The organism is Cupriavidus sp. 86D6 (genome assembly GCF_057815095.1).
The window spans coordinates 970,695-997,182 of sequence record NZ_JBYPSB010000001.1 but is presented as its reverse complement, the minus strand read 5'-3'; the positions used below and the strand labels follow the sequence as shown (position 1 = coordinate 997,182).

Sequence of the window (26,488 nt, the reverse complement as noted above, 5' to 3'; positions counted from 1 at the left end):
TAGAAAAACAGCGCGCTCGTCGCGTTGACTTCAATCAATCCTTACGCACCACGCACGAACTGTTTTCGCCGGGTAATGTCTGTGCACCGGTCTTGCACCAGGACGCATCGGCCGATTCGCCCTACCGGGCTTGTTCGGGCCCCTGCGGCTTGTCGTTATCGAGCAGGATCGATTCGGCGGGCCGGTCCAGGTCGTCGTACTGACCCGCATGCAGCGCCCACCACAAGACCCCGGCGATCAATGCCACCAGCACCAGGCTCATCGGCACCAGCAGATATAGCGTTTCCATCAGGCTTTCCCCTCCCGCGCTTCCGGGGCTTCCGGCACTTCGGGCGCCGCTGCCTTGACGCGCAGCAGCCGCCACGCATTGGCCACCACCAGCAGCGATGACACCGACATGCCGATCCCGGCCATCCAGGCCGTGACGTGGCCCGTCGCGGCCAGCGGGATGGCCACCACGTTGTAGGCAAAGGCCCAGCCCAGGTTCTGCCGCACCACGCGGCGCGCGCGGCGTGCGGCGGCAACGGCGGTGGCGATCTCCGCCACCCCGCCGTGCGTCAGCACCGCATCGGCCCCCGCCTGCGCCAGCGGTGCACCGCTGCCGATGGCGATCGATACCTGCGCCTGCGCCAGCACCGGGGCATCGTTGATGCCGTCGCCCACCGCCAGCACCACCGCGCCGCGCTGCTGCAGTGCGGCCACGTACTCGCGCTTGCCTTCTGGCGTCACGGCGCCCAGGGCGGTATCCATGCCGAAACGGCCGGCCCACCAGCGCACGGCCGCCGTGCCATCGCCCGACACCAGGTGGCAGCGCACGCCCAGCGAATCCAGCGCGCGCAGCAATGCACGGGTCTGGCCGCGCTCGACATCGGCGAGCAGGAAGCAGGCGAGCAAGCCGGTGGTGTCGCCCAGCCACACCTGCGTGGCGCCCGGATGGCTCCCGTGCCCGCATTCATCGGCCTCTGCGCTCGATGAGAGGGCGGCCGCGTACTCGCGGCGCCCCAGGCGAAGCCGGCAGCCGTCGACCGACGCTTCGAGCCCCTGCCCCGGCACATTGCGCAGTTCGCTCACAACGGGATGATCCGCGTCCGCGTCGTCGCAGGACTCAGCGAACGCCCGCGCAATCGGATGCTCGCCGCCGCGTTCCATGGCGGCCGCGACGCGTTGGCAAGCCAGGGCATCGAGCGCCCCGAACGTCTGCGTGGACACCAGCGCAAAGCGCCCTTCGGTCAGCGTGCCGGTCTTGTCGAGCACCACGTCGGTCACCCGGGCCAATGCTTCGAGGGCATGCGCGCGTGTCAGCAGCATCCCGCGCCGGGACAGCGCCGCCCCCGCGGCCGCCAGCGCGGCCGGCGTGGCCAGCGACAGCGCACAAGGGCAGCTGACGACCAGCACCGCCACCGTTACCAGCAAGGCGCGCGACGGATCGATCCATAGCGCCCAGACCGCCCCGGTCACCACGGCCATGATCAGCAGCGTGCCGACGAACCAGCCGGCCACGCGATCGGCCACTTGCGCCAGCCGGGGCTTGTCCGCCAGCGCACGGTCGAGCACGGCGACGATCTCCGCCAGCCGCGTTTGCGCGCCAATCCGCTCGATACGTATTTCCAGCGGGCTGGCGGCATTGAAGCAGCCCGCCAGCACCGCGTCGCCTGTCGCGCGCTTCACCGGGCGCGCCTCGCCCGTCAGCATCGATTCATCAAGCTCGCTCGCGCCGGCCAGCACCACCCCGTCGGCGGGCACGATCTCGCCTGCCTTGACGCGGATGCGGTCGCCCGGCTGCAATCTGGCGACCGGGATGCGCTCGCCCGCCCCGCCGGCCTGCGCCAGCCGCTCGCAGGTGGCTGGCAGCTGCCGCGCCAGCATTTCCGCGCCGCTGCGCGATGCCTGGCGCACGCGCAGTTCCAGGTAGCGCGCCAGCAACAGGAACGCGACGAACATCGTCACGGAATCGAAATAGACCTCGCCCACGCCGCGCGCGGTGGCAACGGCGCTGGCCAGGAACCCGGCCGCCACGCCAATCGCGACCGGCACGTCCATGCCCATGTGGCGGTGGCGCAGCGACCGCCAGGCGCCGGCAAAGATCGGCCACGCGGAATAGAGAACGACCGGAACGGTCAGTGCGAAGCTGGCCCAGCGCATCAGCTGCAGCTGGCCGGGATCGATCGTGGCCTCATGCGTGTAGAGCGGCCACGCGTACATCATCACCTGCATCATGCCGAGCATGGCCACCGCCATCCGCATCAGCAGGCTGCGGCGTTCGCGGCGGTCCTGCTGGTCGGAGCGCGACACCTCGAACGGCCACGCCGCATAGCCGATATCGGCCAGGCTGGACAGCAGGTTGGCCACGCCTTGCGAGGCGTCGCGCCAGCGCACGATCACGCGGCGCGTCGCCACGTTGGCCACCACCGATTCCACCCCGTCGAGCTGCCCCAGATGCTGTTCGATCAGCCAGGCGCAGGCAGCACAGCGGATGTTTTCCGGGGCCAACGTCACCTCGGAACGGCCCTCTCCCGCCGGTCGCACGAACTGGCCGCGCAGTTCCGGGCTGTCGTAGGCCGCCCAGACCGGCTCGGCTTCGCGCCGCGCTTCGGCGTCGATCGGCCGCGCAAAGCGCGTGACATCGCCATAGAGATGACCGAAACCGGCCGCGTGCAGCGTCTGCGCCAAGGTCTGGCAGCCGCCACAGCAAAAGCTGCGCGATTGGCCGTCAATCTGGGCGACAAATGGCACGGCGGCCTTCAGCGGCTGGCCGCAATGGAAACAATCGGTGGAGTCAGAGGCTATTGACGCAGAAGACGCCAATGCCCGCCCGGGAGAACGGGCGTCCGGATGGTCGGCAAAGGTACTGGCCGGAACGGCGGCAGATACCAGACCTGGCGCGAGGGGGGCGGGAGTTGGAGACGACATGGCGCGCTTTTATTACCCAGTGGATACTAGGTACCTTGCGCGCGCCCTACCTTGATACAAATCAAACTTGGGGGAACGATCTCAGAATCGCCCCCGCAGGTGTCCGACAAACAACGGAGGCTTGCCGGATGCCTTGACGTGCCTGGACTTCAGGCCGGTCAGGTCAGCGAAGTGTCCATCACCCGGCGTTCCGACTCCAGGTATTCCCGCGACTGCATCTCGATGATCCGCGACACGGTCCGGTGGAACTCGTTGGCCATCTGCCCTTCCGTGTACAGCTCGTCGGCCGGCACTTCGGCCGAAATCAGCAGCTTGACCTTGTGGTCGTAGAACACGTCGATCAGCCAGGTGAAGCGGCGCGCCTCCGACGACATCCGCGGCGTCATCTTCGGCACGTCCGAGAGAATCACGGTGTGGAATTGCGAGGCAATTTCCAGATAGTCGTTCTGCGAACGCGGTCCGCCGCACAGCGTGGCGAAATCGAACCAGACCACGCCGTTGGCCTTGCGCAGCGCCTTGATCTCGCGATGCTCGATATGGAGAATCGGCGATTCATCGGCAGTTCCCGCGATCGACACGAACGCGTCGCGCAGTGCGGCGCTTGCCTCGCGGCCCAGCGGCGTGTGGTACGCCTGCACCTGTTCCAGCGCCCGCTTCCGGTAATCGATGCCGGCGTCGACATTCAGCACGTCGAGCTTCGTCTGCAGCAGGTGGATGGCCGGCAGCACGCGGTCGCGATGCAGGCCGTCCGGATACAGCAGGTCCGGGCGATAGTTCGAGGTCATCACAAACTGCACGCCGTTGTCGAACAGCTGCTGCAGCAGGCGGTGCAGGATCATGGCATCCGCCACGTCGCTGACGTGAAACTCGTCGAAGCAGATCAGCCGGAATCGGCGCGCAATGCGCCTGGCCAGTTCGTCGAGCGGATCGGCGCGGCCCCGCAGCTCCTCGAGCTCGCGATGCACCTCGCGCATGAATTCGTGGAAATGCAGCCGGGTCTTGCGCACCACGGGCACGCAGGAATAGAAGCTGTCCATCAGGAACGACTTGCCGCGCCCCACCCCACCCCACAGGTACACGCCCTTGGGCACATCCGGGTGTACCAGCAGCTTCTTCAGCGCGTTGTTGCGGCGGCTCTTGTACGCCACCCACTCGTCGTAGCACTGCTGCAGCCGGGCCACGGCGCGCAATTGCGCCTCGTCGGACTGGTAGCCGCGCTGCTTGAGTTCGTGTTCGTAAAACTCGGTGACGTTCATGTCGGGGCTCGGAAATGCCGGGGGGCTTCAAGCGAAAACGGCGCGCCGCAGGAATCGCGGCGCGCCGGTGTTCACCAGGAGGTGAACGGGTATTACATGTTCAGCTGACGCTTGTCGACGGCCAGCGCGGCTTCGCGCATGACTTCCGACATCGACGGGTGCGGGTGGCAGACACGACCGATGTCTTCGCTTGCCGCCTTGAACTCCATGGCCACCACGGCTTCGGCGATCAGGTCCGAAGCATTGGCTGCCACGATGTGCACGCCCAGGATCTCGTCGGTCTTGGCGTCGGCCAGCATCTTGACGAAGCCGTCGGCCGCGCCCATGCCCAGTGCACGGCCGTTGGCCATGAACGGGAACTGGCCCGACTTGTACTCGCGGCCTTCTGCCTTGAGCTGTTGCTCGGTCTTGCCGACCCACGCGATTTCCGGGAACGTGTAGATGACCCACGGAACCGTGTTGAAGTCGATGTGCGGCTTCTGGCCGACGATGCGCTCGGCCACGGCCACGCCTTCGTCTTCCGCCTTGTGGGCCAGCATCGGGCCACGCACCACGTCGCCGATGGCCCAGATGCCCGGCACCTTGGTCTGGCAGTGGTCGTCGACTTCGATGAAGCCACGCTGATCCACGCCCAGGCCAACCGCTTCCAGGCCCAGGTTGTCGGTATTGGGCACGCGGCCAACCGATACGATCAGGCGATCGACTTCCAGCGTCTGGTCCTTGCCGTCCTTGTCGGTGTAGGCAACGGTGACGTTGTCCTTGCCGGCCTTGACTTCGTTGACCTTGACGCCCAGGTTGAACTTCAGGCCCTGCTTGGTCAGCAGCTTCTGGGCTTCCTTGGCCACGCCTTCGTCGGCGGCGCCCAGGAACGCGGGCAACGCTTCCAGCACGGTCACGTCGGCACCCAGGCGGCGCCAGACCGAACCGAGTTCCAGGCCGATCACGCCAGCGCCAATCACGCCCAGCTTCTTCGGCACCGTCTCGAACTTCAGCGCGCCTTCGTTGTCGCTGATTAGCTTGTTGTCGACGGGGATACCCGGCAGATGGCGGGCCTTCGAGCCCGTGGCGATGATGACCTGCTTGGCGGTCAGCGTTTCGCCGTTCACTTCGACCTGGAAGCCTTCGGCGGCCTTGCCTGCGAACTTGCCGTAGCCCTTGAACAGCGTGATCTTGTTCTTGCGGAACAGGAACTCGATGCCCTTGGTCATCTTGCCGACGATGTCGTCCTTGCGCTTGAGCATCTTGGCCACGTCGACCTTGACGTCGCCCACGGTGATGCCGTGGTCGGCCAGGTGGTGCGAGGCGTTCTCGAACTCTTCCGAGGAAGCCAGCAGCGCCTTGGACGGGATGCAACCCACGTTCAGGCAGGTGCCGCCCAGGCGGGCTTCGCCCTTGGGATCGTCATAGGCGTTGCCTTCCAGGCAGGCCACGTTCAGGCCCAGTTGGGCAGCACGAATGGCGGCGATGTAGCCGCCGGGGCCGGCGCCGATCACCAGCACGTCGAATTGTTTGCTCATGGGAAATATCTCTTTGGCACGTCATGCCCGCGCCAATATGGCAGGCATCCGGCGGCATCGTGCAGATGCGCTCGCCGGGTCCCCGCACCGTAGTGCGGGGACGACGACAAACGAAAGACGGAGTGTCTGTCTGGGGACAGGACCGATTACAGGTCCAGCAGCAGGCGGGCCGGATCTTCCAGCGCTTCCTTCATGGCCACCAGACCCAGGACGGCTTCGCGGCCGTCGATGATACGGTGGTCATAGGACATGGCCAGGTAGTTCATCGGACGGATCACGATCTGACCGTCTTCCACCACGGCGCGGTCCTTGGTGGCGTGAACGCCCAGGATGGCCGATTGCGGCGGGTTGATGATCGGGGTCGACAGCATCGAACCGAACGTACCGCCGTTCGAGATCGAGAACGTACCGCCGGTCAGGTCGTCCAGCGACAGCTTGCCGTCACGGGCCTTGGCACCGAACTCGGCAATCTTCTTCTCGATGTCGGCCAGGCTCATCTGGTCGGCGTTGCGCAGGATCGGCACCACCAGGCCACGCGGCGAACCAACGGCGATACCGATGTCGAAGTAGCCGTGGTAGACGATGTCGTTGCCATCCACCGAAGCGTTGATGATCGGGTACTTCTTCAGCGCGTGGACGGCGGCCTTCACGAAGAACGACATGAAGCCCAGCTTCACGCCGTGTTCCTTCTCGAAGCGATCCTTGTACTTGTTACGCAGATCCATGACCGGCTTCATGTTCACTTCGTTGAACGTGGTCAGGATGGCGTTGGTCGATTGCGACTGCACCAGGCGCTCGGCGATGCGGGCGCGCAGGCGGCTCATCGGCACGCGCTCTTCCGGGCGGTCGCCCAGCGCGGCGAAGTCGACCTGGGCCGACACTTGCGGCAGGGCCGGCTTGGCAGCGGCCGGAGCCGGCGCAGCCTTGGCGGCCGGCGCCGAACCGGCGGCCAGCACGTCACCCTTGGTGATACGGCCGTCCTTGCCGGTGCCGGCCACTTGCGAGGCCGACAGGCCGCCTTCGGCCATCAGCTTGGCAGCCGACGGCATGGCGATGGCGCCAGCGGCAGCGGGCGCGGCAGCCGGGGCAGCGGCCGGAGCCGGTGCGGCGGCGGCGGGAGCCGGGGCGGCGGCGGCCGGAGCGGCGGCGCCAGCAGTGGCTGCCGTGTCGATCTTGGCGATGATTTCGTCGGCAACAACGGTGTCACCGTCGTTCTTGACGATCTGCGACAGCACGCCAGCCGACGGGGCCGGCACTTCCAGCACAACCTTGTCCGTTTCGATTTCGATCAGGATTTCGTCCTGAGCAACGGCTTCGCCCGGCTTCTTCTTCCAGTTCAGCATGGTCGCTTCGGCGACCGATTCAGACAGTTGCGGAACCTTGACGTCAACAATAGCCATGGTTTGTTAAATCCTCGATGTATGCGTGTGTGTTTCGTTTCAGGCAGGTAGTCCCGCGGCGCGCATCCCTGAGCGCCGCCGCGGGGTACCAACGAATTACTTGGTCAGAACAAAGCCCTTGAGCTTGGAGAACGCGGCTTCCAGCAGCGCCTTCTGTTGCTCGTTGTGCTTTGCGTAGTAGCCCACCGCCGGCGAAGCCGAGGCGGGACGACCGGCATAACCGAGCTTCTGGCCTTCCGTCATGTTTTCCATGATGTAGTGCTGGACGAAGAACCAGGCGCCCTGGTTCTGCGGTTCGTCCTGGCACCACACGATTTCGGTCGCGCCGGGGTATTTCTTGAGTTCCGCGGCCACGGCCTTGTGCGGGAACGGATACAGCTGCTCCAGGCGGATGATCGCCGTGTCGGTCGCCTCGCGTTCCTTGCGGGTGTTGACCAGGTCGTAGTAGACCTTGCCCGAGCACATGATCACGCGCTTGACCTTGCTGGCGTTCAGTTCCTCGTGATCGGGGATCACGGTCTCGAAATGGCCCTTGGCCAGATCGGACAGCGGCGACACGGCGTCCTTGCTGCGCAGCAGCGACTTCGGCGTCATGATCACCAGCGGCTTGCGGAACAGACGGATCATCTGGCGGCGCAGCAGGTGGAAGATCTGGGCCGGCGTGGTCGGCTGGACCACCTGCATGTTGTGGTCTGCGCAGAGCTGCAGGAAACGCTCGATACGGGCCGAGCTGTGTTCCGGACCCTGGCCTTCGTAGCCGTGCGGCAGCATCATCGTCAGGCCCGAGGCGCGGCCCCACTTCACTTCACCCGACGAGATGAACTGGTCGATCACCACCTGGGCGCCGTTGACGAAGTCGCCGAACTGGGCTTCCCAGATCACCAGCGCGTTCGGTTCGGCGGTCGAGTAGCCGTATTCGAAGCCGAGCACGGCCTCTTCCGACAGCACCGAGTCGATCACCGTGAACGGTGCCTGGTTGTCCGACACGTTCTGCAGCGGCACGTACGAACCGGCATCCCAGCGTTCGCGAGCCTGGTCGTGCAGCACGGCGTGACGGTGCGTGAAGGTACCGCGGCCGGCATCCTGGCCGGTGATACGCACCGGGTAGCCCGAAGCGACCAGCGAGGCGAAGGCCAGGTGTTCACCCATGCCCCAGTCCAGCATCTGCTCGCCCTTGCCCATGTTGGCACGGTCCTTGATGACCTTGTCCACCAGCGGGTGCAGCTTGAGCTGTTCCGGGATCGTGGTGATGCGCTCGGCCAGACGCTTCAGTTCCGTCATCGGAACGGCGGTGTCGGCGGCATCGGTCCACTTGCGGTTCAGGAACGGCATCCAGTCGACGGCGAACTTGTTCTTGAAGTTCGACAGGACCGGGTCCACCGTGTGCTTGCCGGCGTCCATGGCGGCACGGTAGCCCTTGACCAGCTCGTCGCCGAAGTCGGCGGCGGTCAGGTTCTGGGCCACCAGCTTGTCGGCGTACAGCTTGCGCGTACCCGGGTGCTGGCCGATCTTCTTGTACATCAGCGGCTGCGTCATGGCAGGGGTGTCCTGCTCGTTGTGACCCAGCTTGCGGAAGCAGATGATGTCGACCACGACGTCCTTGTTGAATTCCATGCGGAAGTCAACGGCCAGCTGCATGGCGTACACCACGGCTTCGGGATCGTCGCCGTTCACGTGCAGCACCGGGGCCTCGATCATCTTGACCACGTCCGTGCAATACAGCGTCGAACGCGCATCGCGGGGGTCAGACGTCGTGAAGCCGATCTGGTTGTTGATGACGATGTGCATCGTGCCGCCCGTGCCGTAGCCGCGGGTCTGCGCGAGGTTCAGCGTTTCCATCACCACGCCCTGGCCTGCAAAGGCGGCGTCGCCGTGCACCTGCACCGGCAGCACTTCCTTGTGACCGGCGTCGCCACGGCGTTCCTGGCGGGCCTTCGACGAGCCTTCCACCACCGGGTTGACGATTTCCAGGTGCGACGGGTTGAACGCGAGCGACAGGTGAACCGGGCCGCCTTCGGTCGAGACATCGCTCGAGAAGCCCTTGTGGTACTTCACGTCGCCAGCCGGCAGGTCATCGACGTGCTTGCCTTCGAATTCGGCGAACAGGTCGGCCGGCATCTTGCCCAGCGTGTTGACCAGCACGTTCAGACGGCCGCGGTGGGCCATGCCGATCACGATTTCCTGCACGCCCTTGGTACCGGCGTGCTGGATCAGTTCGTCCATGGCGGCGATGAAGCTCTCGCCACCTTCCAGCGAGAAACGCTTCTGGCCGACATACTTGGTGTGGAGGAATCGCTCCAGGCCTTCGGCCGCGGTCAGGCGGTCGAGGATGTGCTTCTTCTTCTCCAGCGTGAACACGGGCTTGGAACGCGTGGTTTCCAGGCGCTCCTGCCACCAGCGCTTCTGCGCCTGGTCGCTCACGTACATGAACTCGGCGCCGATGGTGCCGCAGTAGGTCTCACGGAGGTTGTTGAGCAGCTCGCGCAGGCTCATCGACTCCTTGCCGAAATACGTGTTGCTGGCATTGAAGACGATGTCGAGGTCGGCCTCGGAAAAACCGTAGAACGCCGGATCCAGGTCAGGCAGGGGCGGACGCTCCTGGCGCTTGAGCGGATCGAGGTCGGCCCAGTGCGAACCGATGTTGCGGTAGGCGGCGATCAGCTGCGTGGCAGCGACGCGCTTGCGACCCATGTCGGAGTCGGCCGAGGCAACGATGGTCTTGATGGGGCCCGCCTTGGCGCGCTCGGCGAACGAGGCGACGATCGGTGCGTGGGGGATATCGCGGGCGTTGGAACCATCCACAGCCGGGACATTCTGCATCGCGTCGAAATACGCGCGCCAGTTGTCGGGAACCGAGCTGGGATTCTGGAGATAGGCCTCGTACAGCTCTTCCACATAGGGGGCGTTGCCGCCGAAGAGGTACGAATTGCTTTGATACTGCTGCATCATGGGGCGCTCACTATTCTCCGGGTATGCCGGAGTTAAGCGGGTTCATCAACCTTCCGCGACACGGCCTGACCGGTTAGCGGATTGCAAACAACTCTTGGGGGTCCTGCGGTTACCACCTTGAACGAACGGCACCCGGGGGTGCCGTCTGTCTCGGTCTCGCCGCCAGACCCGAAAGGGCAAGTTGTGCGGGAAGGACCTAAGTCTTCACTCGCAGAGCATAGCATGTAATCCCCCAGACAGTGGGGACTTTTCGTGATGCAAAATCGAGACAGTGTGTTCAGGAACGTTACGGTTGCGGTTCGATCCGGTCAACCGCATCGGTAATGAGGCCATCGAGCCCCCAGGACAGCAGATCCTGGGCGCGCGAACGGTCGTTGACCGTGTAGCACAGGACCTTGAAGCCGGCCGCATGGGCGTCGGCAATGACCTTGGCGTCGAGTTCGCGATGATTCGAATCCAGCGCCACGCAGTCCAGACGCCGCAGCCGGTCGAGCCAGTCGGCCGGCAGCTTGTCCAGCAGCAATGCACGCGGCAGGCCCGGCGCGGCCAGGCGCGCCGCTTCGAGCGCGACCTCGGAAAACGACGATAGCAAAGGGGGTACCGCGGCGCCCTTCCACAGCGAAAGTGCGTCGAGCGCCACCGCAGCACCAGTGCGATATTCGGCACCCGGCACCGGCTTGATCTCGATATTGACCAGGAAGCCGTTGGCCTGCGTATAGCGGGCGATGGCCGCCAGCGTGGGCACGGGCTCGCCGGCAAAGGCCGGGCTGTGCCAGCTGCCGGCGTCCAGCAAGGCGATCTCGCCCGCCGTCAGCGCATCGACGCGCCCGTGGCCGGACGTGGTCCGGTCCAGCGTGGCATCGTGCATCAGCACGGGCTTGCCGTCGCCGGACAGCTTCACGTCGAACTCGAACATCCGGTAGCCAAACGACGCGCCGTGGCGAAACGCCGCCAGCGTGTTCTCGGGCGCCAGCTTGCCGGCGCCACGGTGCGCGATATGACGCGGATATGGCCAGTTCGTCCGGATATCGCTCATGCCAGCGCCTCGATCCGCCTGCCGTGCTCCATGTCGAAGAAATGCAGGTGGTCGGCCGATGCCGTGATCGGCAGCTTGTCGCCGGCACGCACCGGCATATGGCTGTCCAGCCGCACCACGATCGGCTGGCCGCCGAGCGTGCCGTACGCGAACGAGTCGGCGCCCAGCGCCTCCACCACGCGCACATCGACCTCGGCAATCGCCTCGTGCGTCGCGCACGGCTCGATGTGCTCGGGGCGCAGCCCCATCAGCGCCTGCTCGGGCAGGTGCAGGCCCATCGGCAGATGACCCAGCGTGGCCGCCGCGCCCTGCCCTTCCTTGGGCAGCACGCGCATCTGCGCCTCGCCGCCGGCGGTACCCTGCCCCGCGCCATTGCGCGCCACCGGCACCAGGTTCATCGGCGGCGAGCCGATAAAGCTGGCCACGAACGTGCTGGCCGGGCGCGAATAGACTTCCAGCGGCGTGCCGATCTGCTCGACACGCCCGCCGTTGAGTACCATCATGCGGTCGGCCAGCGTCATGGCCTCCACCTGGTCGTGGGTCACGTACAGGCTGGTGGTCTTCAGGCGGCGATGCAGGTCCTTCAGTTCCAGCCGCATCTGCACGCGCAGCTTGGCGTCGAGGTTCGACAGCGGCTCATCGAACAGGAACACCGCCGGCTCGCGCACGATGGCGCGCCCCATGGCCACGCGCTGGCGCTGGCCGCCCGACAGCGCGCGCGGCTTGCGTTCGAGCAGCGGGGCCAGTTCCAGGATGCCGGCCGCATGCGTCACCCGCTGCTCGATCTCGGCCTTCGACATGCCGCGGATCTTGAGGCCGTACGCCATGTTGTCGTAGACGCTCATGTGCGGATACAGCGCGTAGTTCTGGAACACCATCGCGATGTCGCGCTCGGCCGGTTCCAGGTCGTTCACGACCTTGTCGCCAATATGCACCTCGCCGCCGGTGATCGTTTCCAGCCCCGCCACCATGCGCAGCAGCGTGGACTTGCCGCAGCCGGACGGGCCGACGATCACGATGAACTCGCCGTCGGCGATTTCCATATCGATGCCATGCACCACCTGGGTGCCGCCGGCGTAGGTCTTCTGTACGTTTCGAAGAGACAGCTTTGCCATGTCTGACCTTATTTTTCCGTTTCCACCAGGCCCTTGACGAACCAGCGTTGCATCAGCACGACCACCACGGCCGGCGGAATCATCGCCAGCATCACCGTGGCCATCACCAGGTTCCAGTCGGTGGCCGCATCGCCCGAGCGCGAGATCATCTGCGTGACGCCCACCACCACGGGCGTCATCGATTTCTGCGTGGTGATCAGCAGCGGCCACAGGTACTGGTTCCACCCGTAGATAAACTGGATCACGAACAGCGCCGCGATGCTGGTGCGCGACAGCGGCAGCACCACATCCCAGAAGAAGCGCAGCGGGCCGGCGCCGTCGATGCGGGCCGCCTCGGCCAGTTCATCCGGAATGGTCAGGAAGAACTGGCGGAACAGGAACGTGGCCGTGGCCGACGCGATGATCGGAATCGTCAGCCCGAAGTAGCTGTCCAGCAGGCCCAGATCCGACACTACCTTGTAGGTGGGCAGGATCCGCACTTCCACCGGCAGCATCAGCGTGATGAAGATCATCCAGAAGAAGAGCTTGCGCAGCGGAAAGCGGAAATAGACCACCGCGAAGGCCGAGATGATCGAGATCGCGATCTTGCCCAGCGCGATGCCCAGCGCCATGATCAGGCTGTTCTTCATCATCGTGGACACCGGCGATGCCGACTCGCCCACGCCCTGGAACAGCACCGTGCGATAGTTTTCGATCAGGTGGCTGCCCGGGATCAGCGTCATGGGGGCATCCAGCACCTGCTCGGCCGTCAGCGTCGACGCCACGAAGGTCAGGTACACGGGGAATGCCACCACGACGATGCCCAGGATCAGCACCACGTGGGTAATGAAGTCCAGTACAGGACGACGCTCTACCATTGCCTATCCTCCTGTCAGTACTGGACCTTGCGTTCCACGAAGCGGAACTGCACCACGGTCAGCGCGATCACGATCACCATCAGCACCACCGACTGCGCGGCCGAACCGCCGATGTCCATGCCACGGAAGCCATCGTGGAACACCTTGTACACGAGCGTGTTCGTGGAGTTGAACGGGCCGCCGTGCGTCACCGCGTCGATGATCGCGAAGGTGTCGAAGAACGCGTAGACCACATTGATCACTAGCAGGAAGAACGTGGTCGGCGACAGCAGCGGGAACACGATCGACCAGAACCGCTTCCACGGCCCGGCGCCATCGATGGCCGCCGCTTCGATCAGCGACTTGGGAATGCTCTGCAGCCCGGCCAGGAAAAACAGGAAGTTGTAGCTGATCTGCTTCCACGCGGCCGCCAGCACCACCAGCGCCAGCGCCTGGTTGCTGTCCAGCAGGTAGTTCCAGTCCACGCCGATCTTGCGCAGCGCGTACGACACCACGCCCAGCGTCGGGTTGAACATGAACATCCAGAGCACGCCCGCCACGGCAGGGGCCACGGCGTACGGCCAGATCAGCAGCGTCTTGTAGCCGGTGGCGGCGCGCACCACGCGGTCGGCAAAGTACGCCAGCAGCAGCGCCACCGACAGGCCCACCACCGTCACGCCGATGGCGAAGACGGCGGTCACCTGGAACGATTCGATGTAGTTCGGATCGTTCCAGAGCGTGACGAAGTTGTCGGCGCCGACAAAATCGAGATGGATGCCGAAGGCATCCTGCTGCAGCATCGACTGCCACAGCGCCTGCCCGGCGGGCAGGAAGAAGAAGACCAGCGTGATGACGATCTGCGGCAGCACCAGCAGATACGGCAGCCACGGCGACCGGAATACGACGCGTTTTTCCATGGGATGGAGTCCGCCCTGAGACTAAACGACCAAACGACCAAACGACTGAACGACTGAACAAACGTCAAGCGGGCGACGGTGTTGCCGCCGCCCGCTCGGGCGCTGCACCGGCCGGGCTTACTCCCGGGCGGTCTTCTGGAAGCGTTCCAGCTGTTCGTTACCGCGTGCCACGGCCGCGTCCAGCGCCGCCTTCGGTTCCTTCTTGCCGGCCCACACCGACTCCAGTTCCTCATCGACGATCGTGCGGATCTGCACCAGGTTGCCCAGGCGCACGCCGCGCGACTTCTCGGTGGTCTTCACGACCATCTGCTCGACCGATACGTCGGCACCCGGGTTCTTGTCGTAATAACCCGATTTCTTGGTCAGTTCATACGCGGCCATCGTCACCGGCAGGTAGCCGGTGGCCTGGTGCCAGTCCGATTGGATCTCGGGCTGCGACAGGAACGTGAAGAACTTGGCCACGCCCTTGTATTCTTCGGCCTTCTTGCCGCCCATCACCCACAGCGACGCACCGCCGATGATCGTGTTCTGCGGAGCCCCCTGCACGTCCGCGTAGTACGGCAACTGCGACACGCCGAACTGGAACTTGGCGTTTTTACGAATGTTGGCCAGCGACGCCGACGAGCCGGTGAACATCGCGCATTCGCCGTTATAGAACTTGGCCTGCGACTCCGACTTGCGGCCGCCGTAGCTGAAATAGCCCTTCTTGACCATTTCCTGCAGGTTCGTGATGTGCTTCACGTGCAGCGGGCTGTTGAACACCAGGCGGGCGTCGGTGCCGCCAAAGCCGTTGTTCTTGGACGCGAACAGCGTGTTATGCCAGGCCGAGAAGCTCTCCAGGTGCACCCAGCTCTGCCAGTCGGTCGTGTACGCGCAGCTGCTGCCGGCCGCCTTCAGCTTGGCCGAATACTGCATGACCTCGGGCCAGGTCTTCGGCGGCGCCGACAGGCCGGCCTTCTTGAAGGCGTCCTTGTTGTAATAGAAGACGGTGGTCGAGCTGTTGAACGGGAACGACAGCATCTCGCCCTTCGACGAGGTGTAGTAACCCGCCACGGCCGGGATATAGGCCTTCTGGTCGAACTTCTCGCCCGATTCCTTCATGACGACGGACACCGGCTTGATGGCGCCCTTGGCGCTCATCATCGTGGCGGTACCCACCTCGAACACCTGAAGGATGGCCGGGGCGCCGCCAGCGCGGAACGCGGCAATGCCGGCGGCCATGGTTTCGTCGTAGTTGCCCTTGTTCACGGGCACGATCTTGTAGTCGGACTGGCTGGCGTTGAACTTGTTGGCGATCTCGTTCACCTTGTCGTTCAGCGCGCCCTGCATGGCGTGCCACCACTGGATCTCTACGGCTGCGTGGGCCGTGCCGGCAAGGGCCAGGCTGGCCACTGCGGCGAATTTCACTGCGAAGCGCGGGAAGGACATGGTATTTCTCCTGAGGCCGTTCGGTGCGACAGTTTTTTTTGAAAAAGCGACCGACTGTATGCATTTTTTGTGACAGGCATGTTACGCCGCTCCGTTGTCATCGAACACCGGGCAAACCCGCCCTTGCGCAAGAGAATGTTGCAGCATATTGACGACAGACAATTGCCACGCCGGGCGCGGTTCGCCACGGCTACAATGCCCCGCCATGACCGTACCGACCTCCTTTTCCGCCCTGCCCGACAGCGCGCTGCGCCGTGTCCGCGGCATCCTGACCGACATCGACGGCACCCTGACCACCGACGGCCGCCTGCCCGCTTCCACCTACGTCGCGCTCGACCGCCTCAAACGGGCGGGGCTGCACGTGATTCCGGTCACGGGGCGCTGCATCGCGTGGGCGGAAATCCTGACCCGCCTATGGCCAGTGGATGCCATCATCGGCGAAAACGGTGCGTTCTATTCGCATCTTGTCGATAACAAACTCATCACACGTTTCCTGGACGACGCCGCCACCCGCGAGGCGAACCTGTTCCGCATCCACGCACTGGGCCAGGAAATCCTGCGCGAAGTCCCCGGCTGCGCGCTGGCCTCGGATCAGGCATGGCATGCGGCGGACCTGGCCATCGACCACGCCGAGGACGTATCGCCGCTGCCGCAGGCCGCCGTGGACCGCATCGTGGCGATCATGCGCGGCGCCGGCATGACGGCCACGGTCAGCTCGATCCACGTCAATGGCTGGTTCGGCCATCACGACAAGCTGTCGATGAGCCGGCTCTGTGTAGAGGAATTACTCGGGGACGACATCGACGCGAGGCGCGACGAATGGCTGTTCATTGGCGATTCGGCCAATGACGTGGCGATGTTCGGGCATTTCCCGCTATCGGTGGGCGTCGCCAACGTGCGCGACATCCTGGACAAACTGCCAGTGAAGCCGGCCTACATCACCGATGCGTCCGGCGGCGAAGGATTTACGGAAATGGCCGAAAGGGTCTTAAAGCTGAAACAGTTGGCATGATGGCCGTCAAGTAATCTCGATTTCCCCTCGTGTGGACGGCGAACCCGCCATCCACGCCGGTATAAGCACCGCTGCGCCGCGATGGCGCCCGGCTTCGCCAACCGACATTCGAGGGGGAATCGTCATGACAAACACGTCGCGCATCCTTGCGCATTCGAAGTCCGTATCCGCAGCACTACTGGCTGCCGCCACGCTCGGCGGCTGTGGCGGTGGTGGCGATGGCGAACCGTCCGCGCCACCCACGACGGTCGCGGCGCCAGCACCCGCGCCAGCCCCCGCACCCGCACCCGAAACACCGCCACCCGCGCCGCTGCCGGACCCGCCCAGTACGGTGTCGCCGGCCTGCAGCAACTGCGGCACTGTCAGCGCGAACACCTATGCGGGCAATGGCGTGGGCGTGTGGCAAGCCATCAACGCCTCTGCCACCCCGGCCAGGATCCCGGTCCGGATCGACGGCCTGAACGGGCAGGACGTCACGCTCGTCTTCACAAACCAGACCGCCGTGCCGAAGATCATGCCCACGATTTCGCTGACGACGCCGCAGGCGTCCCCGGTCGCGGCGAACGCACTGCGATGGAACGAGGATGGCGGGCAGGCCGTCCGGCAACGCATTGCGGACTTCAATCGCGAAGGCTGGGCGGCACTCGCCGGCCAGCGCAGCAACATGTCGGTCTTCTCGGCACGGCAGAGCCAGGCCCCTGCGGTCGTGAACACTACCAGAACCTGGTATCACGCCGACGATACGGCGCGTTCGGCCACGCTGGTGCTCCAGCGCGCCACCAGCGACGGCACCACCGTCAATTTCTGGGTGGAGGAATCAGAAAATACGCCAGACAGGGTGAGCCCTGAAATCGTGGCGCTGCTTGCAGACAGTTTTACGCCCGCCGGACGGCTCTACGACACGCTCATCTCGGTCGGTGGCCCACTGTGGGGGCCGCACGACTATTCCGAGTTGATCCCCGCCACCGGGCAGCCCATCGACATCGTGATCCTGAATTTCAACAACGACGAGCGTCCGACCGGCATGCTCGGGTATTTCTATGGACGGAATGCCATCGCCCGGCATCCAGCCACCAATCCTTACAGCAACGAGTCGGTATCGCTGTACATGGATGCCGAGGCGCTCTATCTGGGCGGCCCCGAGGCCCTGACGGAAATGGTCTCGACGATGATTCATGAAGCGATGCACCTGCAGAGCTTCTACCGCCGAGGCGTGGTCAAGGGCCCCGCGTACATATTTGAACGGTGGCTGGAGGAAGCTTCAGCCATGATGCTGGAGGATCTCGTCAGCGATTCCGTCAGCCCGGACTACAACACGATCCGCGACATGCGCTTTCCGGACTACGTCGGCTACCGGGCCGGTTCCTATAACTGCAGCCTGCTCGACTTCAGGGTTGCATCGGCGTCCTGCAACAGCTATGCCGTTTCCGGATCGCTCGGCGGATTTCTGACCCGGCAGCTCGGACTCGACTTCTATAAAGCCCTGCTGAACGATTTCAGCAGCACCAATTCGGTCCAGGTTCTGGATTCGGCCATCCGCTCGGTCAAGGACACTTCCGGTTTCGGCGAACAGCTACGCGCGTTTGCCGCGACCGCGGGCGCGTTGATGAAAACGCCAAGCCCTGCCGGCTTTGGCTTCCCGGCACGGGTGGACGGTGACTTCAGGTTGCCGCCGATCGATCCCCAGGACCTCCTGCCGATTCGAACGCTGACGCAGTCGGTGCCGCTTCTGCTGCAGCCCTACGGCAGCCTGCCGATCGTCCGCAGTGCCGTGACCGGGACATACAGCGAGACAGTCGAGGTCCCTGCGGGCACATCGCTGTCTGTCGTGGTCCAATAAGGCGTTGGCGGGGTGCGCCGTCACCCCACACTTCCGGAGACCCGGCGTGAAAGCATGCTTCGGCGCAATCCTCGCACTCCTCGCCGCACTGGCCATCACGGCATGTGCCGCCGCCCCGCCCGTCGAGCCGCCGCAGACGCTGGTCGGAGAGATTCAGATCCGGGGTAACGACCCGTTCCCGACGATCATGCTGGAAACGGACGCGTTCGACTTCTGGGAATTGCGCGGCATGACGGTCCGGCAGGCCCGCGCGCTGGCCGGCAAGCGGGTGTCGGCGCGTGGCAGGATTCTGGTGGCGCCCGGGCCCGACGTATGGCTTCCCGCGTTCCAGGTGGATGAGGCGCCCGAGCCGGTCAGTCCCTAAGCGATTCCCGCGTTCCCCATTGAAAAAGGGAGGCCCGACCGAGCCTCCCTTCACGTTTGCGCGTTGCGCGGCACTGCGATCGGGGTTCAGTCGAATCCCAGCTCCTGGAGCTTCCGCGTAATCGTATTCCGGCCAATTCCAAGCCGGGTCGCGGCTTCCACGCGGCGGCCGCGCGTGACGCCGAGCGCGGCTTCCAGCACGGCCTTTTCGAACCGGCGCGTCAGCGCGTCCATGACTTCCGGCTGGCCGGATTCCAGCATCGACTTTGCCTCGCCGGCCAGCAGACTTTCCCAGCTCTGCGTGACGGCCGGCGCGGCATAGGCCGGCGCCATGGCCGACGATGTCGTCACCATGGGCGGACGCGTTGCCACCAGGGTGTCGCCATCCCCGCCCGGTGCGCCCATGCCGTAGTCGGACGTGTCCACTGACTCGTAGTCACCGGCAGGCCGCATGTCGGGCGCCGGCGGACGCGACGCCGACAGGCTTTCGCCATGCCCGGCGTCGATCATCTCGCGCGGCAGGTCCTTGACCTCGATGGTCTGTGCCGGGGCCATCACGGTCAGCCAGTTGCACAGGTTCTCAAGCTGGCGCACGTTGCCCGGGAACGGCAGCGTGCTGACGTAGGTCAGCGCCTCGTCCGACATGCGCTTGGGCTCGACGCCCAGTTCCTTGGCGCTCTTCTGCAGGAAATGCCGCGCCAGCAGCGTGATGTCCTCGGGCCGCTCGCGCAGCGGCGGCAGGCGCAGCCGGATCACGTTCAGCCGGTGGAACAAGTCCTCGCGGAACAGCCCTTCCTTGACCCGCGTTTCCAGGTTCTGGTGGGTGGCGGCGATCACCCGCACATTCGCGCGCAGCGGATTGTGGCCGCCGACGCGATAGAAATTGCCGTCCGACAGCACGCGCAGCAGCCGCGTCTGCAGATCGAATGGCATATCGCCGATTTCATCGAGGAACAGCGTACCGCCCTCGGCCTGCTCGAAGCGGCCGCGCCGCATGGTCTGCGCGCCCGTGAATGCGCCGCGCTCATGGCCGAACAGTTCCGATTCCAGCAGATCCTTCGGAATCGCCGCCGTGTTCAGCGCGATGAACGGGCCGTTGGCGCGCGGGCTGTGCTTGTGCAACGCCCGCGCCACCAGTTCCTTCCCGGTACCGGACTCGCCGGTAATCATCACGGTCACGTTCGATTGCGACAGGCGGCCGATGGCGCGGAACACGTCCTGCATGGCCGGCGCCTGGCCCAGGATCTCGGGCGCATCGACTAGCCGGTCGTCCATTTCCTCCTCGCGCAGGCTTTCCTCCAGCGCGCGACGGATCAGCTCGACAGCCTTGTCGACATCGAACGGCTTGGCCAGGTATTCGAACGCGCCGCCCTGGAAGGCGGCCACTGCGCTGTCCAGGTCCGAGTACGCGGTCATCACGATGACCGGCAGCCCGGGGTGGCGCGCCTTGATCGCCTGCAGCAGGTCCAGTCCCGACCCGCCAGGCATGCGGATATCGGAAATCAGGACTTGCGGCTCGTCCTCTTCCAACGCCGCGAGCACGTCGCGCACATTGGTAAAACTGCGGGAGAGCAGGCTTTCACGGGCAAGGGCCTTTTCCAGGACCCAGCGGATTGATTGATCGTCGTCGACTATCCAGATCGGCTTCATGTGCGTCGCTTGTCTGCTCGGTGTCATGTGGTCTCCCGTATGACCCGCTGGATCGCCGCGTGGGACGCGTCGATGTCTGGATCGGCGGTCAGTGCAGCGGCAGCAGGATACGGAAGTCGGTACAGCCCGGCCGGCTCTCGCATTCGATCAAGCCCTCGTGCTGCTGCACGAAGGTTTGAGCGAGTGTGAGACCGAGACCGCTACCGCCATCCCTCCCCGACACCAGCGGATAGAAGATGCGTTCGCGAATGTCCTCGGGGATGCCCGGGCCGTTGTCTATCACATGCAAGTCCAATGCCAGCTTGTACAAACGCTTGGCAATCGTGACCTGGCGGGCCACCCGGGTCCGCAGGACGATCTGCGCGTCGCCTTGGGCGATGCGCTCGTGCAGCGCCTGCGCCGCGTTGTGGACGATGTTCAGCACGGCCTGGATCAGTTGCTCCATGTCCCCGCGCAGCTCCGGCAGGCTGGCATCGTAGTCGCGCACGATATCGAGCCCGTTCGGGAATTCGGCCAGCACCACCGAGCGCACCCGCTCCAGCACTTCGTGGATATTGAGTTCGGAGACGATGTGCGGGTGACGATGGGGCTCCAGCAGGCGGTCCACCAGCGTCTGCAGGCGGTCCGATTCCTTGATGATGACCTGCGTGTACTCGCGCAGCGCACGCTCGGGCAGCTCGAATTCCAGCAGCTGCGCCGCCCCGCGGATACCGCCCAGCGGGTTCTTGATCTCGTGCGCCAGATTTCGGATCAGTTCCTTGTTGGCCGATGTCAGGTCGATCAGGCGTTCCTCGCGGTCGCTGCGCACCTTCTGCTCGTTAAGCAGGATCTCGACCAGCGCCGTGCTGGAATTGCCCTCGATGCCGCCCACCACCACGTGGGCGTGCAGCGGTTCCTGCAGCGGCGGGCGCAGCACCAGGTCCTGGCGGCGCACGTCCACCTGCCGCGCCATGACGGAGTCGATCATGGTGTCGAGCTCTTCCGACGCGCCGAACAGGTCGGGCAGCGTCAGTTCCACCATGGCCTTGCGCGACATGGCAAAGCTGGCCTCGGCGGCCGGATTGGCGTAGACCACCCGCAGCCCCGGCTGGCGCACCAGCAGTACCGGGTTGGCCACCACGTCCAGGCCGGGATGCAATGCGAAATCGCCCAATGGCAGGATATCGGCATCACGCACTTCCGGGGCCTCTGAACCAGCCACGTCCGGCTTGCGGTCGGCCCCGGTAACCTTGCGCGAAACTCCGCGAATCAGGCGACGCATCGGTTTCAATCCTTCAGATTCGACAGTTCCCGCCGAAGCGAAGCCACATTGGCTTCACTACGCGCAACGTCATCGCGCAGCCGTGCCGTGCGATCCAGATACTTTTGATAATTACGCTCGCCGCCCTGGCGCTCCGGCTCGCCGTTGTTGTACTCGGCGCGCAGCCCGGCCAGCCTGGCTTCCTCGGACTGCAGCTCCTGCTCCAGCACCGTGCGGCGTTCGCCATCGCGGGTCTTCTGCGTGGCACTGTCCACGCGCGGGAATGCCGCCGGCGACGTGGCGGCCGGCCTGGCGGCCGCCGTGGCGCCACCGCCGCCGGTACGCGTGCCGGGCACCGTCATCACGTCGGGCAGGTTGAGCTTCTTGCAGTCCTTGCCGCCGCCGCTGCCGTTGCGGTACTCGGGCACGCCGTTGGGGCCCTTGCACATGTACACGTCCGACGACTGCGCCGCGGCCGGCGCGGCCCAGACGGCCAGCGCCACGGCGGCCATCGTCACCAGAATAGGGAAACCCACACGCATTTGGTGCGGCAGCGCGCCGCCGGCCATGCTGAAACCGTTGTTCGAAATGGCGTTCATGAACATCGACATGAAGGTTGGGAAAAGGAGCCCCATTCTAGCGAGCAACGTCGCCGCAAAACAAAAAGGGACAGCCGAAGCCGCCCCTTCCTGGTGCAAGTGTTGCCCGGTCACAACCTGGCAACCCACTTATCGCTTTACAGCGAGTAGTACATGTCGAACTCGATCGGGTGAGTCGTCATGCGGAAACGCGTGACTTCTTCCATCTTGAGTTCGATGTACGCATCGATCATCGAGTTCGAGAACACACCGCCGCGGGTCAGGAACTCACGGTCGTTGTCCAGGTACTCCAGCGACTGGTCGAGGCTCGAGCAGACGGTCGGGATCTTTGCGTCTTCTTCCGGCGGCAGGTCGTACAGGTTCTTGTCGGCAGCTTCGCCCGGGTGGATCTTGTTCATCACGCCGTCCAGGCCGGCCATCAGCAGTGCCGAGAAGCCCAGGTACGGGTTCATCAGCGGGTCCGGGAAACGCGTTTCGATACGGCGGCCCTTCGGGTTCGCCACGTACGGAATACGGATCGAGGCCGAACGGTTGCGGGCCGAATAGGCCAGCTTCACCGGGGCTTCGAAGCCCGGCACCAGGCGCTTGTACGAGTTCGTGCCCGGGTTGGTGATGGCGTTCAGGGCGCGGGCGTGCTTGATGATGCCGCCGATGTAGTACAGCGCGAACTCCGACAGGCCGGCGTAGCCGTTGCCTGCGAACAGGTTCTGGCCGTCCTTCCACACGGACTGGTGAACGTGCATGCCCGAACCGTTGTCGCCCACGACCGGCTTCGGCATGAACGTGGCGGTCTTGCCATAGGTGTGCGCAACGTTCTGGATCACGTACTTCTGCAGCTGCGTCCAGTCGGCGCGCTGCACCAGCGTGCTGAACTTGGTGCCGATTTCGTTCTGGCCCTGGCCCGCCACTTCGTGGTGGTGCACTTCGACCGGAATGCCCAGCGATTCCAGAATCAGGCACATTTCCGAACGCATGTCCTGGAACGTGTCGATCGGGGCAACCGGGAAGTAGCCGCCCTTCTTGCCCGGACGGTGACCGCTGTTGCCGTGCTCGAATTCCTTGCCCGACGACCACGGTGCTTCTTCCGACTGGATCTTCACCGAGCAGCCCTGCATGTCGATGTTCCAGGTCACGCCGTCGAAAATGAAGAACTCGGGTTCCGGACCGAAGAAGGCGGTGTCGCCCAGGCCGGTGCTCTTCAGGTAGGCCTCGGCGCGCTTGGCGATCGAGCGCGGGTCGCGGTCGTAGCCCTTGCCGTCCGACGGTTCAATCACGTCGCAGGTCAGGACCAGGGTCGGTTCTTCATAGAACGGGTCGATGTAGGCGGTACCCGAATCCGGCATCAGCAGCATGTCCGAGGCTTCGATACCCTTCCAGCCCGCGATGGACGAACCGTCAAAGGCGTGGCCGCTTTCGAACTTGTCCTCGTCGAAGTGCGACGTCGGCACCGACACGTGCTGTTCCTTGCCCTTGGTATCCGTGAAGCGGAAATCGACGAACTTGACGTCGTTTTCCTTCACGAGCTTCATCACATCTGCAACGCTCTGCGCCATGCCTATCTCCTGGAAATTCGAGGCTGTGTCTGAGAAAGCCATTGTTGGTGCGACCTCCGGACCTGCCGATCTGGCCGCCCCAAAAGGGACGAGGGATGTTAGCAGAAAGCGTGCCAACGCCTGGCCCCAGCGGGGCGCCAATCGCACAGACTTCCCGAAAAACGTGCATCTGCCTGTCAGGCCGCACCGCGACGGGGGAGGCGGATTGCATGCAATCCCGGCTGCCGGCCTGAGCCTGCCTGGCTTTGCCGCCGCGGCTCGCCAGCCCCGACATCCATGACACACCATTATGGTGCATCATTCAAGTCATAGCACCGTGACAGTGCCAAACCGTGAGAAATGCACCAGTTTGGCACCAAAACGGCGCATCCGGTTTGCCACCATTTTTCGGGCCGCTCGCAACGGCCGGGCGCTAGAATAGCGCCGATTCGGGCTGGCTCCCAGCAAAGATTGGGCTTTCTTGCGATCGCCCCCCCAAGCCGTCCGAGCGCGCCAGTTTTGATCGCTTTCTTATTGACTTCGTCACACAGAATGACTACCCGAGACACCCTCCTCCAGGCCGCCCACGCACGTCGGCAACAGGGCCAGCTACCCTACTACGGCGCCCTCTCCCCGCAGGAAGCCTACGCGCTGCTGCAGGCCGACCCGAAGGCCGTACTGGTCGATGTACGCACCCAGGCCGAACTGGACTGGGTGGGCGGCGTGGCGCTGCCCGACGAACAGTTCGCGCATGTCGAATGGTCGACCTACCCGGGCGGCACCCAGAACCCCAATTTCGTGGCCGAACTGAAGGCGCGCGTGCCGCAGGACGCCCCGGTGCTGTTCCTGTGCCGCAGCGCGGCCCGCTCGAAGCATGCGGCGCGCGTGGCGACCGAGGCCGGCTACACGCTGGCCATGGATGTGCTGGAAGGCTTCGAGGGCCCGCGCGACGAGGAACACCACCGCAAGACCGTGGAAGGCTGGTGCTTCCGCGGCCTGCCGTGGCACGGCGCCTGAGTCCGGGCAACGCCGGCCAACGCCCCACGAGGCCCCACACGGCAAACAAAAAAGCGCATCACCACCGTGATGCGCTTTTTTTAGGCCAGTCGAGCTGACGCCCCGCCCTACTGCTCGACGATCTCGAATCCCATCGCGCGGACACCTTCGAGCAGCATCGCGTAGGCCGGCGGCACCAGGTCGGCTGGTCCCTTCACCCCCAGGTCGATATGCCGCCGCCCAAGGCGGTCGCCTCGGGTCACGTCGCCCACCGACGGCAGGCTGAACACGCGGATGCCCGGGAACGTGGCCTCCACCTGCTCCATCAGCGGCGTCAGCGTGGATTCCGGTGCCTCGAACACGTAGAACGCCCGCGACTGCTCGGCGTCCAGGTGGAACAGGTGCGTGTAGTAGTGGTCGAGCACCCACTCCATCATCGGCCAGGCCATCACCGGGAAGCCGGGCATGAAGTGGTGATCGGCCACCGAGAAGCCCGGAATCCGGTTGTAGCTGTTCGGGATGATGCGCGCGCCCACCGGAAATTCGCCCATCTTGAACCGATGCTGGTTCTCGGGCGCATTCAGGTCGGCCTTGACCGGATCGCCGTTGGCGGTCTCCGCGATGCGCAGCGCGATCTGCTCGCGCGCCTCCGGGTGCAGTGCCAGGTCCACGCCCAGTGCCGCCGCCGCGCACTGGCGCGTATGGTCGTCCGGTGTGGCGCCGATGCCGCCCGTGCAGAACACGACATCGGGACCTGCGAACGTCCGCCGCAACGTGGCGGTAATGCGCCCGCGTTCGTCGCCCACGTACTCGGCCCAGTCCAGCGCCAGTCCGCGCTCGCCGAGCAGTTCGATGGCGCAGCGCATGTGCTTGTCCTCGCGCCGTCCGGAAAGGATCTCGTCGCCGATGACAATCAAACCGAAACCCATGATGCCCCTCTTGGTTGAAGACTCAGGATGGAAAGCTCACGCTGCCGTGGCGTCTGCCATCACGACTGCCCGATCTGGCGCACGTCGGACGGCGCCAGGTCGATCACGTCGCCCGGCGTCGGTGGCGGCGGTGCCGCAGCGGCCCGTTCGGCACGCAGGTCCGCCAGCGCGCGCAGGCAGAAGTGGCCGAACCACAGCGCCGAGAAAATGAAGATCAGCACGTACAGCCAGAGCGTGCCCGCCAGCACGACCGGAAACAGAAAGATGATGACAGCCGACCATACCCACAGCAAGGTGGGGGCGGAGCCCAGCAGGCCCACCACCACGCCGATCGTCAGCAGCGGAATGCGGTGGCGCTTCATCAGCGTCTTGCGCTCCTCGGCCGTGGCGTGCTCGGACAACGCGTCGTACGTCATGACGCGGTAGGTCAGCCAGCCCCACAGCACCGGCGGGATCAGCGCAAAAAACGGCGGAATCAGCCACAGCGGCAGCGTGACCAGCACCAGCAGCAGGAAGACCACCGTATTGCCCAGCGCCTGGAACACGCTGCCGGCAATGCTGCCGCCGTGGGCCTTCTGCAGGTCCGGATAGGCGCGCTCCAGGTGCTTCACCACGGCAGGCACCGAGAACAGGCTGATGAAGATCAGCATCGACGCAATGACCAGCGGAATCGCCAGCGTCAGCACGAACAGCGGCGCCACCACGGTGCGCAACGACTGCAGGCCGAGCCAGTCCAGCATGGAGTAGATCCAGCTCGTGAAGACCGAACCTTCCAGCAGCGCGCGGGCGGTGCCCATGATCGGGTCCCAGCCCCACCAGATCAGGCCGCCCCACAGGGCCGTGGCCAGGACAAACGGGATGACGGTCAGCATCAGCATGCGCGGATGCAGCTGGCTGACCACGGCGCGCCCAAACGCGCGAAGGATATCGTTCATGCAGCGATCTGCGAAAAAGAGTGTTCAG

Annotated in this window: 21 protein-coding genes; 4 read left to right on the top strand and 17 right to left on the bottom strand. The window is 64.9% G+C overall.

Annotated features, from left to right (window positions below):
* Window positions 1–121 precede the first annotated feature (121 nt).
* The 11 genes from ccoS to ugpB form a co-directional block, all read right to left on the bottom strand.
* On the bottom strand, window positions 122–289 hold the full coding sequence (gene ccoS, locus AC3G88_RS04565; protein WP_488770317.1) for a cbb3-type cytochrome oxidase assembly protein CcoS: 168 nt from the start codon (window positions 287–289) through the stop codon (window positions 122–124).
* On the bottom strand, window positions 289–2,910 hold the full coding sequence (locus tag AC3G88_RS04560) for a heavy metal translocating P-type ATPase (RefSeq protein ID WP_488770318.1): 2,622 nt from the start codon (window positions 2,908–2,910) through the stop codon (window positions 289–291). The genes ccoS and AC3G88_RS04560 overlap by 1 nt, the downstream gene beginning before the upstream one ends.
* Before the next feature lie 158 nt (window positions 2,911–3,068).
* Window positions 3,069–4,166, bottom strand: coding sequence for a cell division protein ZapE (gene zapE / locus AC3G88_RS04555; RefSeq protein WP_153945233.1), 1,098 nt, complete (start codon window positions 4,164–4,166; stop codon window positions 3,069–3,071).
* A gap of 92 nt (window positions 4,167–4,258) precedes the next feature.
* The gene (gene lpdA / locus AC3G88_RS04550) at window positions 4,259–5,683 is read right to left on the bottom strand and encodes a dihydrolipoyl dehydrogenase (protein ID WP_488770319.1); all 1,425 of its coding nucleotides are present in this window, start codon (window positions 5,681–5,683) and stop codon (window positions 4,259–4,261) included.
* 146 nt (window positions 5,684–5,829) lie between these two features.
* A complete protein-coding gene (odhB, locus tag AC3G88_RS04545) occupies window positions 5,830–7,083 on the bottom strand; it encodes a 2-oxoglutarate dehydrogenase complex dihydrolipoyllysine-residue succinyltransferase (RefSeq protein WP_092594059.1) in 1,254 nt (417 codons plus the stop codon).
* A 96-nt stretch (window positions 7,084–7,179) separates the two neighbouring features.
* Complete coding sequence (locus AC3G88_RS04540) at window positions 7,180–10,032, bottom strand: 2-oxoglutarate dehydrogenase E1 component (protein WP_153945236.1); 2,853 nt, start codon at window positions 10,030–10,032, stop codon at window positions 7,180–7,182.
* Between the two features lie 286 nt (window positions 10,033–10,318).
* Window positions 10,319–11,068, bottom strand: coding sequence for a glycerophosphodiester phosphodiesterase (gene ugpQ, locus AC3G88_RS04535; RefSeq protein WP_488770320.1), 750 nt, complete (start codon window positions 11,066–11,068; stop codon window positions 10,319–10,321).
* Window positions 11,065–12,183 carry a sn-glycerol-3-phosphate import ATP-binding protein UgpC gene (locus tag AC3G88_RS04530; protein WP_488770321.1) on the bottom strand — a complete coding sequence of 373 codons (1,119 nt, stop codon included), beginning with the start codon at window positions 12,181–12,183 and terminating at the stop codon, window positions 11,065–11,067. The genes ugpQ and AC3G88_RS04530 overlap by 4 nt, the downstream gene beginning before the upstream one ends.
* 8 nt (window positions 12,184–12,191) lie before the next feature.
* On the bottom strand, window positions 12,192–13,040 hold the full coding sequence (ugpE, locus tag AC3G88_RS04525; RefSeq protein ID WP_488770322.1) for a sn-glycerol-3-phosphate ABC transporter permease UgpE: 849 nt from the start codon (window positions 13,038–13,040) through the stop codon (window positions 12,192–12,194).
* A 14-nt stretch (window positions 13,041–13,054) separates the two neighbouring features.
* Complete coding sequence (gene ugpA / locus AC3G88_RS04520; protein WP_092594064.1) at window positions 13,055–13,936, bottom strand: sn-glycerol-3-phosphate ABC transporter permease UgpA; 882 nt, start codon at window positions 13,934–13,936, stop codon at window positions 13,055–13,057.
* A gap of 117 nt (window positions 13,937–14,053) precedes the next feature.
* Window positions 14,054–15,364, bottom strand: coding sequence for a sn-glycerol-3-phosphate ABC transporter substrate-binding protein UgpB (ugpB, locus tag AC3G88_RS04515; RefSeq protein ID WP_092594065.1), 1,311 nt, complete (start codon window positions 15,362–15,364; stop codon window positions 14,054–14,056).
* Between the two features lie 205 nt (window positions 15,365–15,569).
* On the opposite strand from ugpB, the gene AC3G88_RS04510 reads away from it, so the two are divergent.
* The 3 genes from AC3G88_RS04510 (at window position 15,570) to AC3G88_RS04500 (ending at window position 18,580) form a co-directional block, all read left to right on the top strand.
* On the top strand, window positions 15,570–16,376 hold the full coding sequence (locus tag AC3G88_RS04510; protein WP_488770323.1) for an HAD-IIB family hydrolase: 807 nt from the start codon (window positions 15,570–15,572) through the stop codon (window positions 16,374–16,376).
* Between the two features lie 124 nt (window positions 16,377–16,500).
* Entirely contained in the window at window positions 16,501–18,216 is a 1,716-nt protein-coding gene (locus tag AC3G88_RS04505) for a M30 family zinc metallopeptidase (RefSeq protein ID WP_488770324.1), read from the top strand.
* A gap of 46 nt (window positions 18,217–18,262) precedes the next feature.
* A complete protein-coding gene (locus AC3G88_RS04500) occupies window positions 18,263–18,580 on the top strand; it encodes a hypothetical protein (RefSeq protein ID WP_488770325.1) in 318 nt (105 codons plus the stop codon).
* A gap of 86 nt (window positions 18,581–18,666) precedes the next feature.
* On the opposite strand, the gene ntrC is transcribed toward AC3G88_RS04500, so the two are convergent.
* From ntrC to AC3G88_RS04480, 4 genes are all read right to left on the bottom strand, one after another.
* On the bottom strand, window positions 18,667–20,229 hold the full coding sequence (gene ntrC / locus AC3G88_RS04495) for a nitrogen regulation protein NR(I) (RefSeq protein ID WP_488770326.1): 1,563 nt from the start codon (window positions 20,227–20,229) through the stop codon (window positions 18,667–18,669).
* Between the two features lie 88 nt (window positions 20,230–20,317).
* On the bottom strand, window positions 20,318–21,490 hold the full coding sequence (gene glnL, locus AC3G88_RS04490) for a nitrogen regulation protein NR(II) (protein ID WP_487523684.1): 1,173 nt from the start codon (window positions 21,488–21,490) through the stop codon (window positions 20,318–20,320).
* Window positions 21,491–21,495: 5 nt separating this feature from the next.
* Window positions 21,496–22,068 carry a DUF4124 domain-containing protein gene (locus AC3G88_RS04485; protein ID WP_488770328.1) on the bottom strand — a complete coding sequence of 191 codons (573 nt, stop codon included), beginning with the start codon at window positions 22,066–22,068 and terminating at the stop codon, window positions 21,496–21,498.
* 137 nt (window positions 22,069–22,205) lie between these two features.
* A complete protein-coding gene (locus AC3G88_RS04480) occupies window positions 22,206–23,621 on the bottom strand; it encodes a 3-hydroxylaminophenol mutase (RefSeq protein WP_092594071.1) in 1,416 nt (471 codons plus the stop codon).
* 531 nt (window positions 23,622–24,152) lie between these two features.
* On the opposite strand from AC3G88_RS04480, the gene AC3G88_RS04475 reads away from it, so the two are divergent.
* The gene (locus AC3G88_RS04475) at window positions 24,153–24,617 is read left to right on the top strand and encodes a rhodanese-like domain-containing protein (RefSeq protein ID WP_488770329.1); all 465 of its coding nucleotides are present in this window, start codon (window positions 24,153–24,155) and stop codon (window positions 24,615–24,617) included.
* A 107-nt stretch (window positions 24,618–24,724) separates the two neighbouring features.
* Here the strand turns inward: AC3G88_RS04475 and AC3G88_RS04470 are convergent, their stop codons facing one another.
* Together AC3G88_RS04470 and AC3G88_RS04465 are read right to left on the bottom strand one after the other, a co-directional pair.
* The gene (locus AC3G88_RS04470) at window positions 24,725–25,525 is read right to left on the bottom strand and encodes a competence/damage-inducible protein A (protein WP_488770330.1); all 801 of its coding nucleotides are present in this window, start codon (window positions 25,523–25,525) and stop codon (window positions 24,725–24,727) included.
* Window positions 25,526–25,584: 59 nt separating this feature from the next.
* Window positions 25,585–26,460 (bottom strand): EI24 domain-containing protein, encoded by an 876-nt coding sequence (locus AC3G88_RS04465; RefSeq protein WP_488770331.1) that lies wholly within the window; start codon window positions 26,458–26,460, stop codon window positions 25,585–25,587.
* Between the last annotated feature and the right edge of the window lie 28 nt (window positions 26,461–26,488).

Excerpts from the sequence above, each read along its gene's own strand:
- AC3G88_RS04510 (WP_488770323.1), top strand. The coding sequence starts at position 15,570 with ATGACCGTACCGACCTCCTTTTCCGCCCTGCCCGACAGCGCGCTGCGC.
- AC3G88_RS04470 (WP_488770330.1), bottom strand. The coding sequence starts at position 25,525 with ATGGGTTTCGGTTTGATTGTCATCGGCGACGAGATCCTTTCCGGACGG.
- AC3G88_RS04530 (WP_488770321.1), bottom strand. The coding sequence starts at position 12,183 with ATGGCAAAGCTGTCTCTTCGAAACGTACAGAAGACCTACGCCGGCGGC.
- ugpQ (WP_488770320.1), bottom strand. The coding sequence starts at position 11,068 with ATGAGCGATATCCGGACGAACTGGCCATATCCGCGTCATATCGCGCAC.
- AC3G88_RS04465 (WP_488770331.1), bottom strand. The coding sequence starts at position 26,460 with ATGAACGATATCCTTCGCGCGTTTGGGCGCGCCGTGGTCAGCCAGCTG.
- odhB (WP_092594059.1), bottom strand. The coding sequence starts at position 7,083 with ATGGCTATTGTTGACGTCAAGGTTCCGCAACTGTCTGAATCGGTCGCC.
- ccoS (WP_488770317.1), bottom strand. The coding sequence starts at position 289 with ATGGAAACGCTATATCTGCTGGTGCCGATGAGCCTGGTGCTGGTGGCA.
- ntrC (WP_488770326.1), bottom strand. The coding sequence starts at position 20,229 with ATGAAGCCGATCTGGATAGTCGACGACGATCAATCAATCCGCTGGGTC.
- ugpB (WP_092594065.1), bottom strand. The coding sequence starts at position 15,364 with ATGTCCTTCCCGCGCTTCGCAGTGAAATTCGCCGCAGTGGCCAGCCTG.
- zapE (WP_153945233.1), bottom strand. The coding sequence starts at position 4,166 with ATGAACGTCACCGAGTTTTACGAACACGAACTCAAGCAGCGCGGCTAC.
- ugpE (WP_488770322.1), bottom strand. The coding sequence starts at position 13,040 with ATGGTAGAGCGTCGTCCTGTACTGGACTTCATTACCCACGTGGTGCTG.
- ugpA (WP_092594064.1), bottom strand. The coding sequence starts at position 13,936 with ATGGAAAAACGCGTCGTATTCCGGTCGCCGTGGCTGCCGTATCTGCTG.
- AC3G88_RS04480 (WP_092594071.1), bottom strand. The coding sequence starts at position 23,621 with ATGGCGCAGAGCGTTGCAGATGTGATGAAGCTCGTGAAGGAAAACGAC.
- AC3G88_RS04505 (WP_488770324.1), top strand. The coding sequence starts at position 16,501 with ATGACAAACACGTCGCGCATCCTTGCGCATTCGAAGTCCGTATCCGCA.
- AC3G88_RS04485 (WP_488770328.1), bottom strand. The coding sequence starts at position 22,068 with ATGAACGCCATTTCGAACAACGGTTTCAGCATGGCCGGCGGCGCGCTG.
- AC3G88_RS04475 (WP_488770329.1), top strand. The coding sequence starts at position 24,153 with ATGACTACCCGAGACACCCTCCTCCAGGCCGCCCACGCACGTCGGCAA.
- AC3G88_RS04540 (WP_153945236.1), bottom strand. The coding sequence starts at position 10,032 with ATGATGCAGCAGTATCAAAGCAATTCGTACCTCTTCGGCGGCAACGCC.
- glnL (WP_487523684.1), bottom strand. The coding sequence starts at position 21,490 with ATGCGTCGCCTGATTCGCGGAGTTTCGCGCAAGGTTACCGGGGCCGAC.
- AC3G88_RS04560 (WP_488770318.1), bottom strand. The coding sequence starts at position 2,910 with ATGTCGTCTCCAACTCCCGCCCCCCTCGCGCCAGGTCTGGTATCTGCC.
- lpdA (WP_488770319.1), bottom strand. The coding sequence starts at position 5,683 with ATGAGCAAACAATTCGACGTGCTGGTGATCGGCGCCGGCCCCGGCGGC.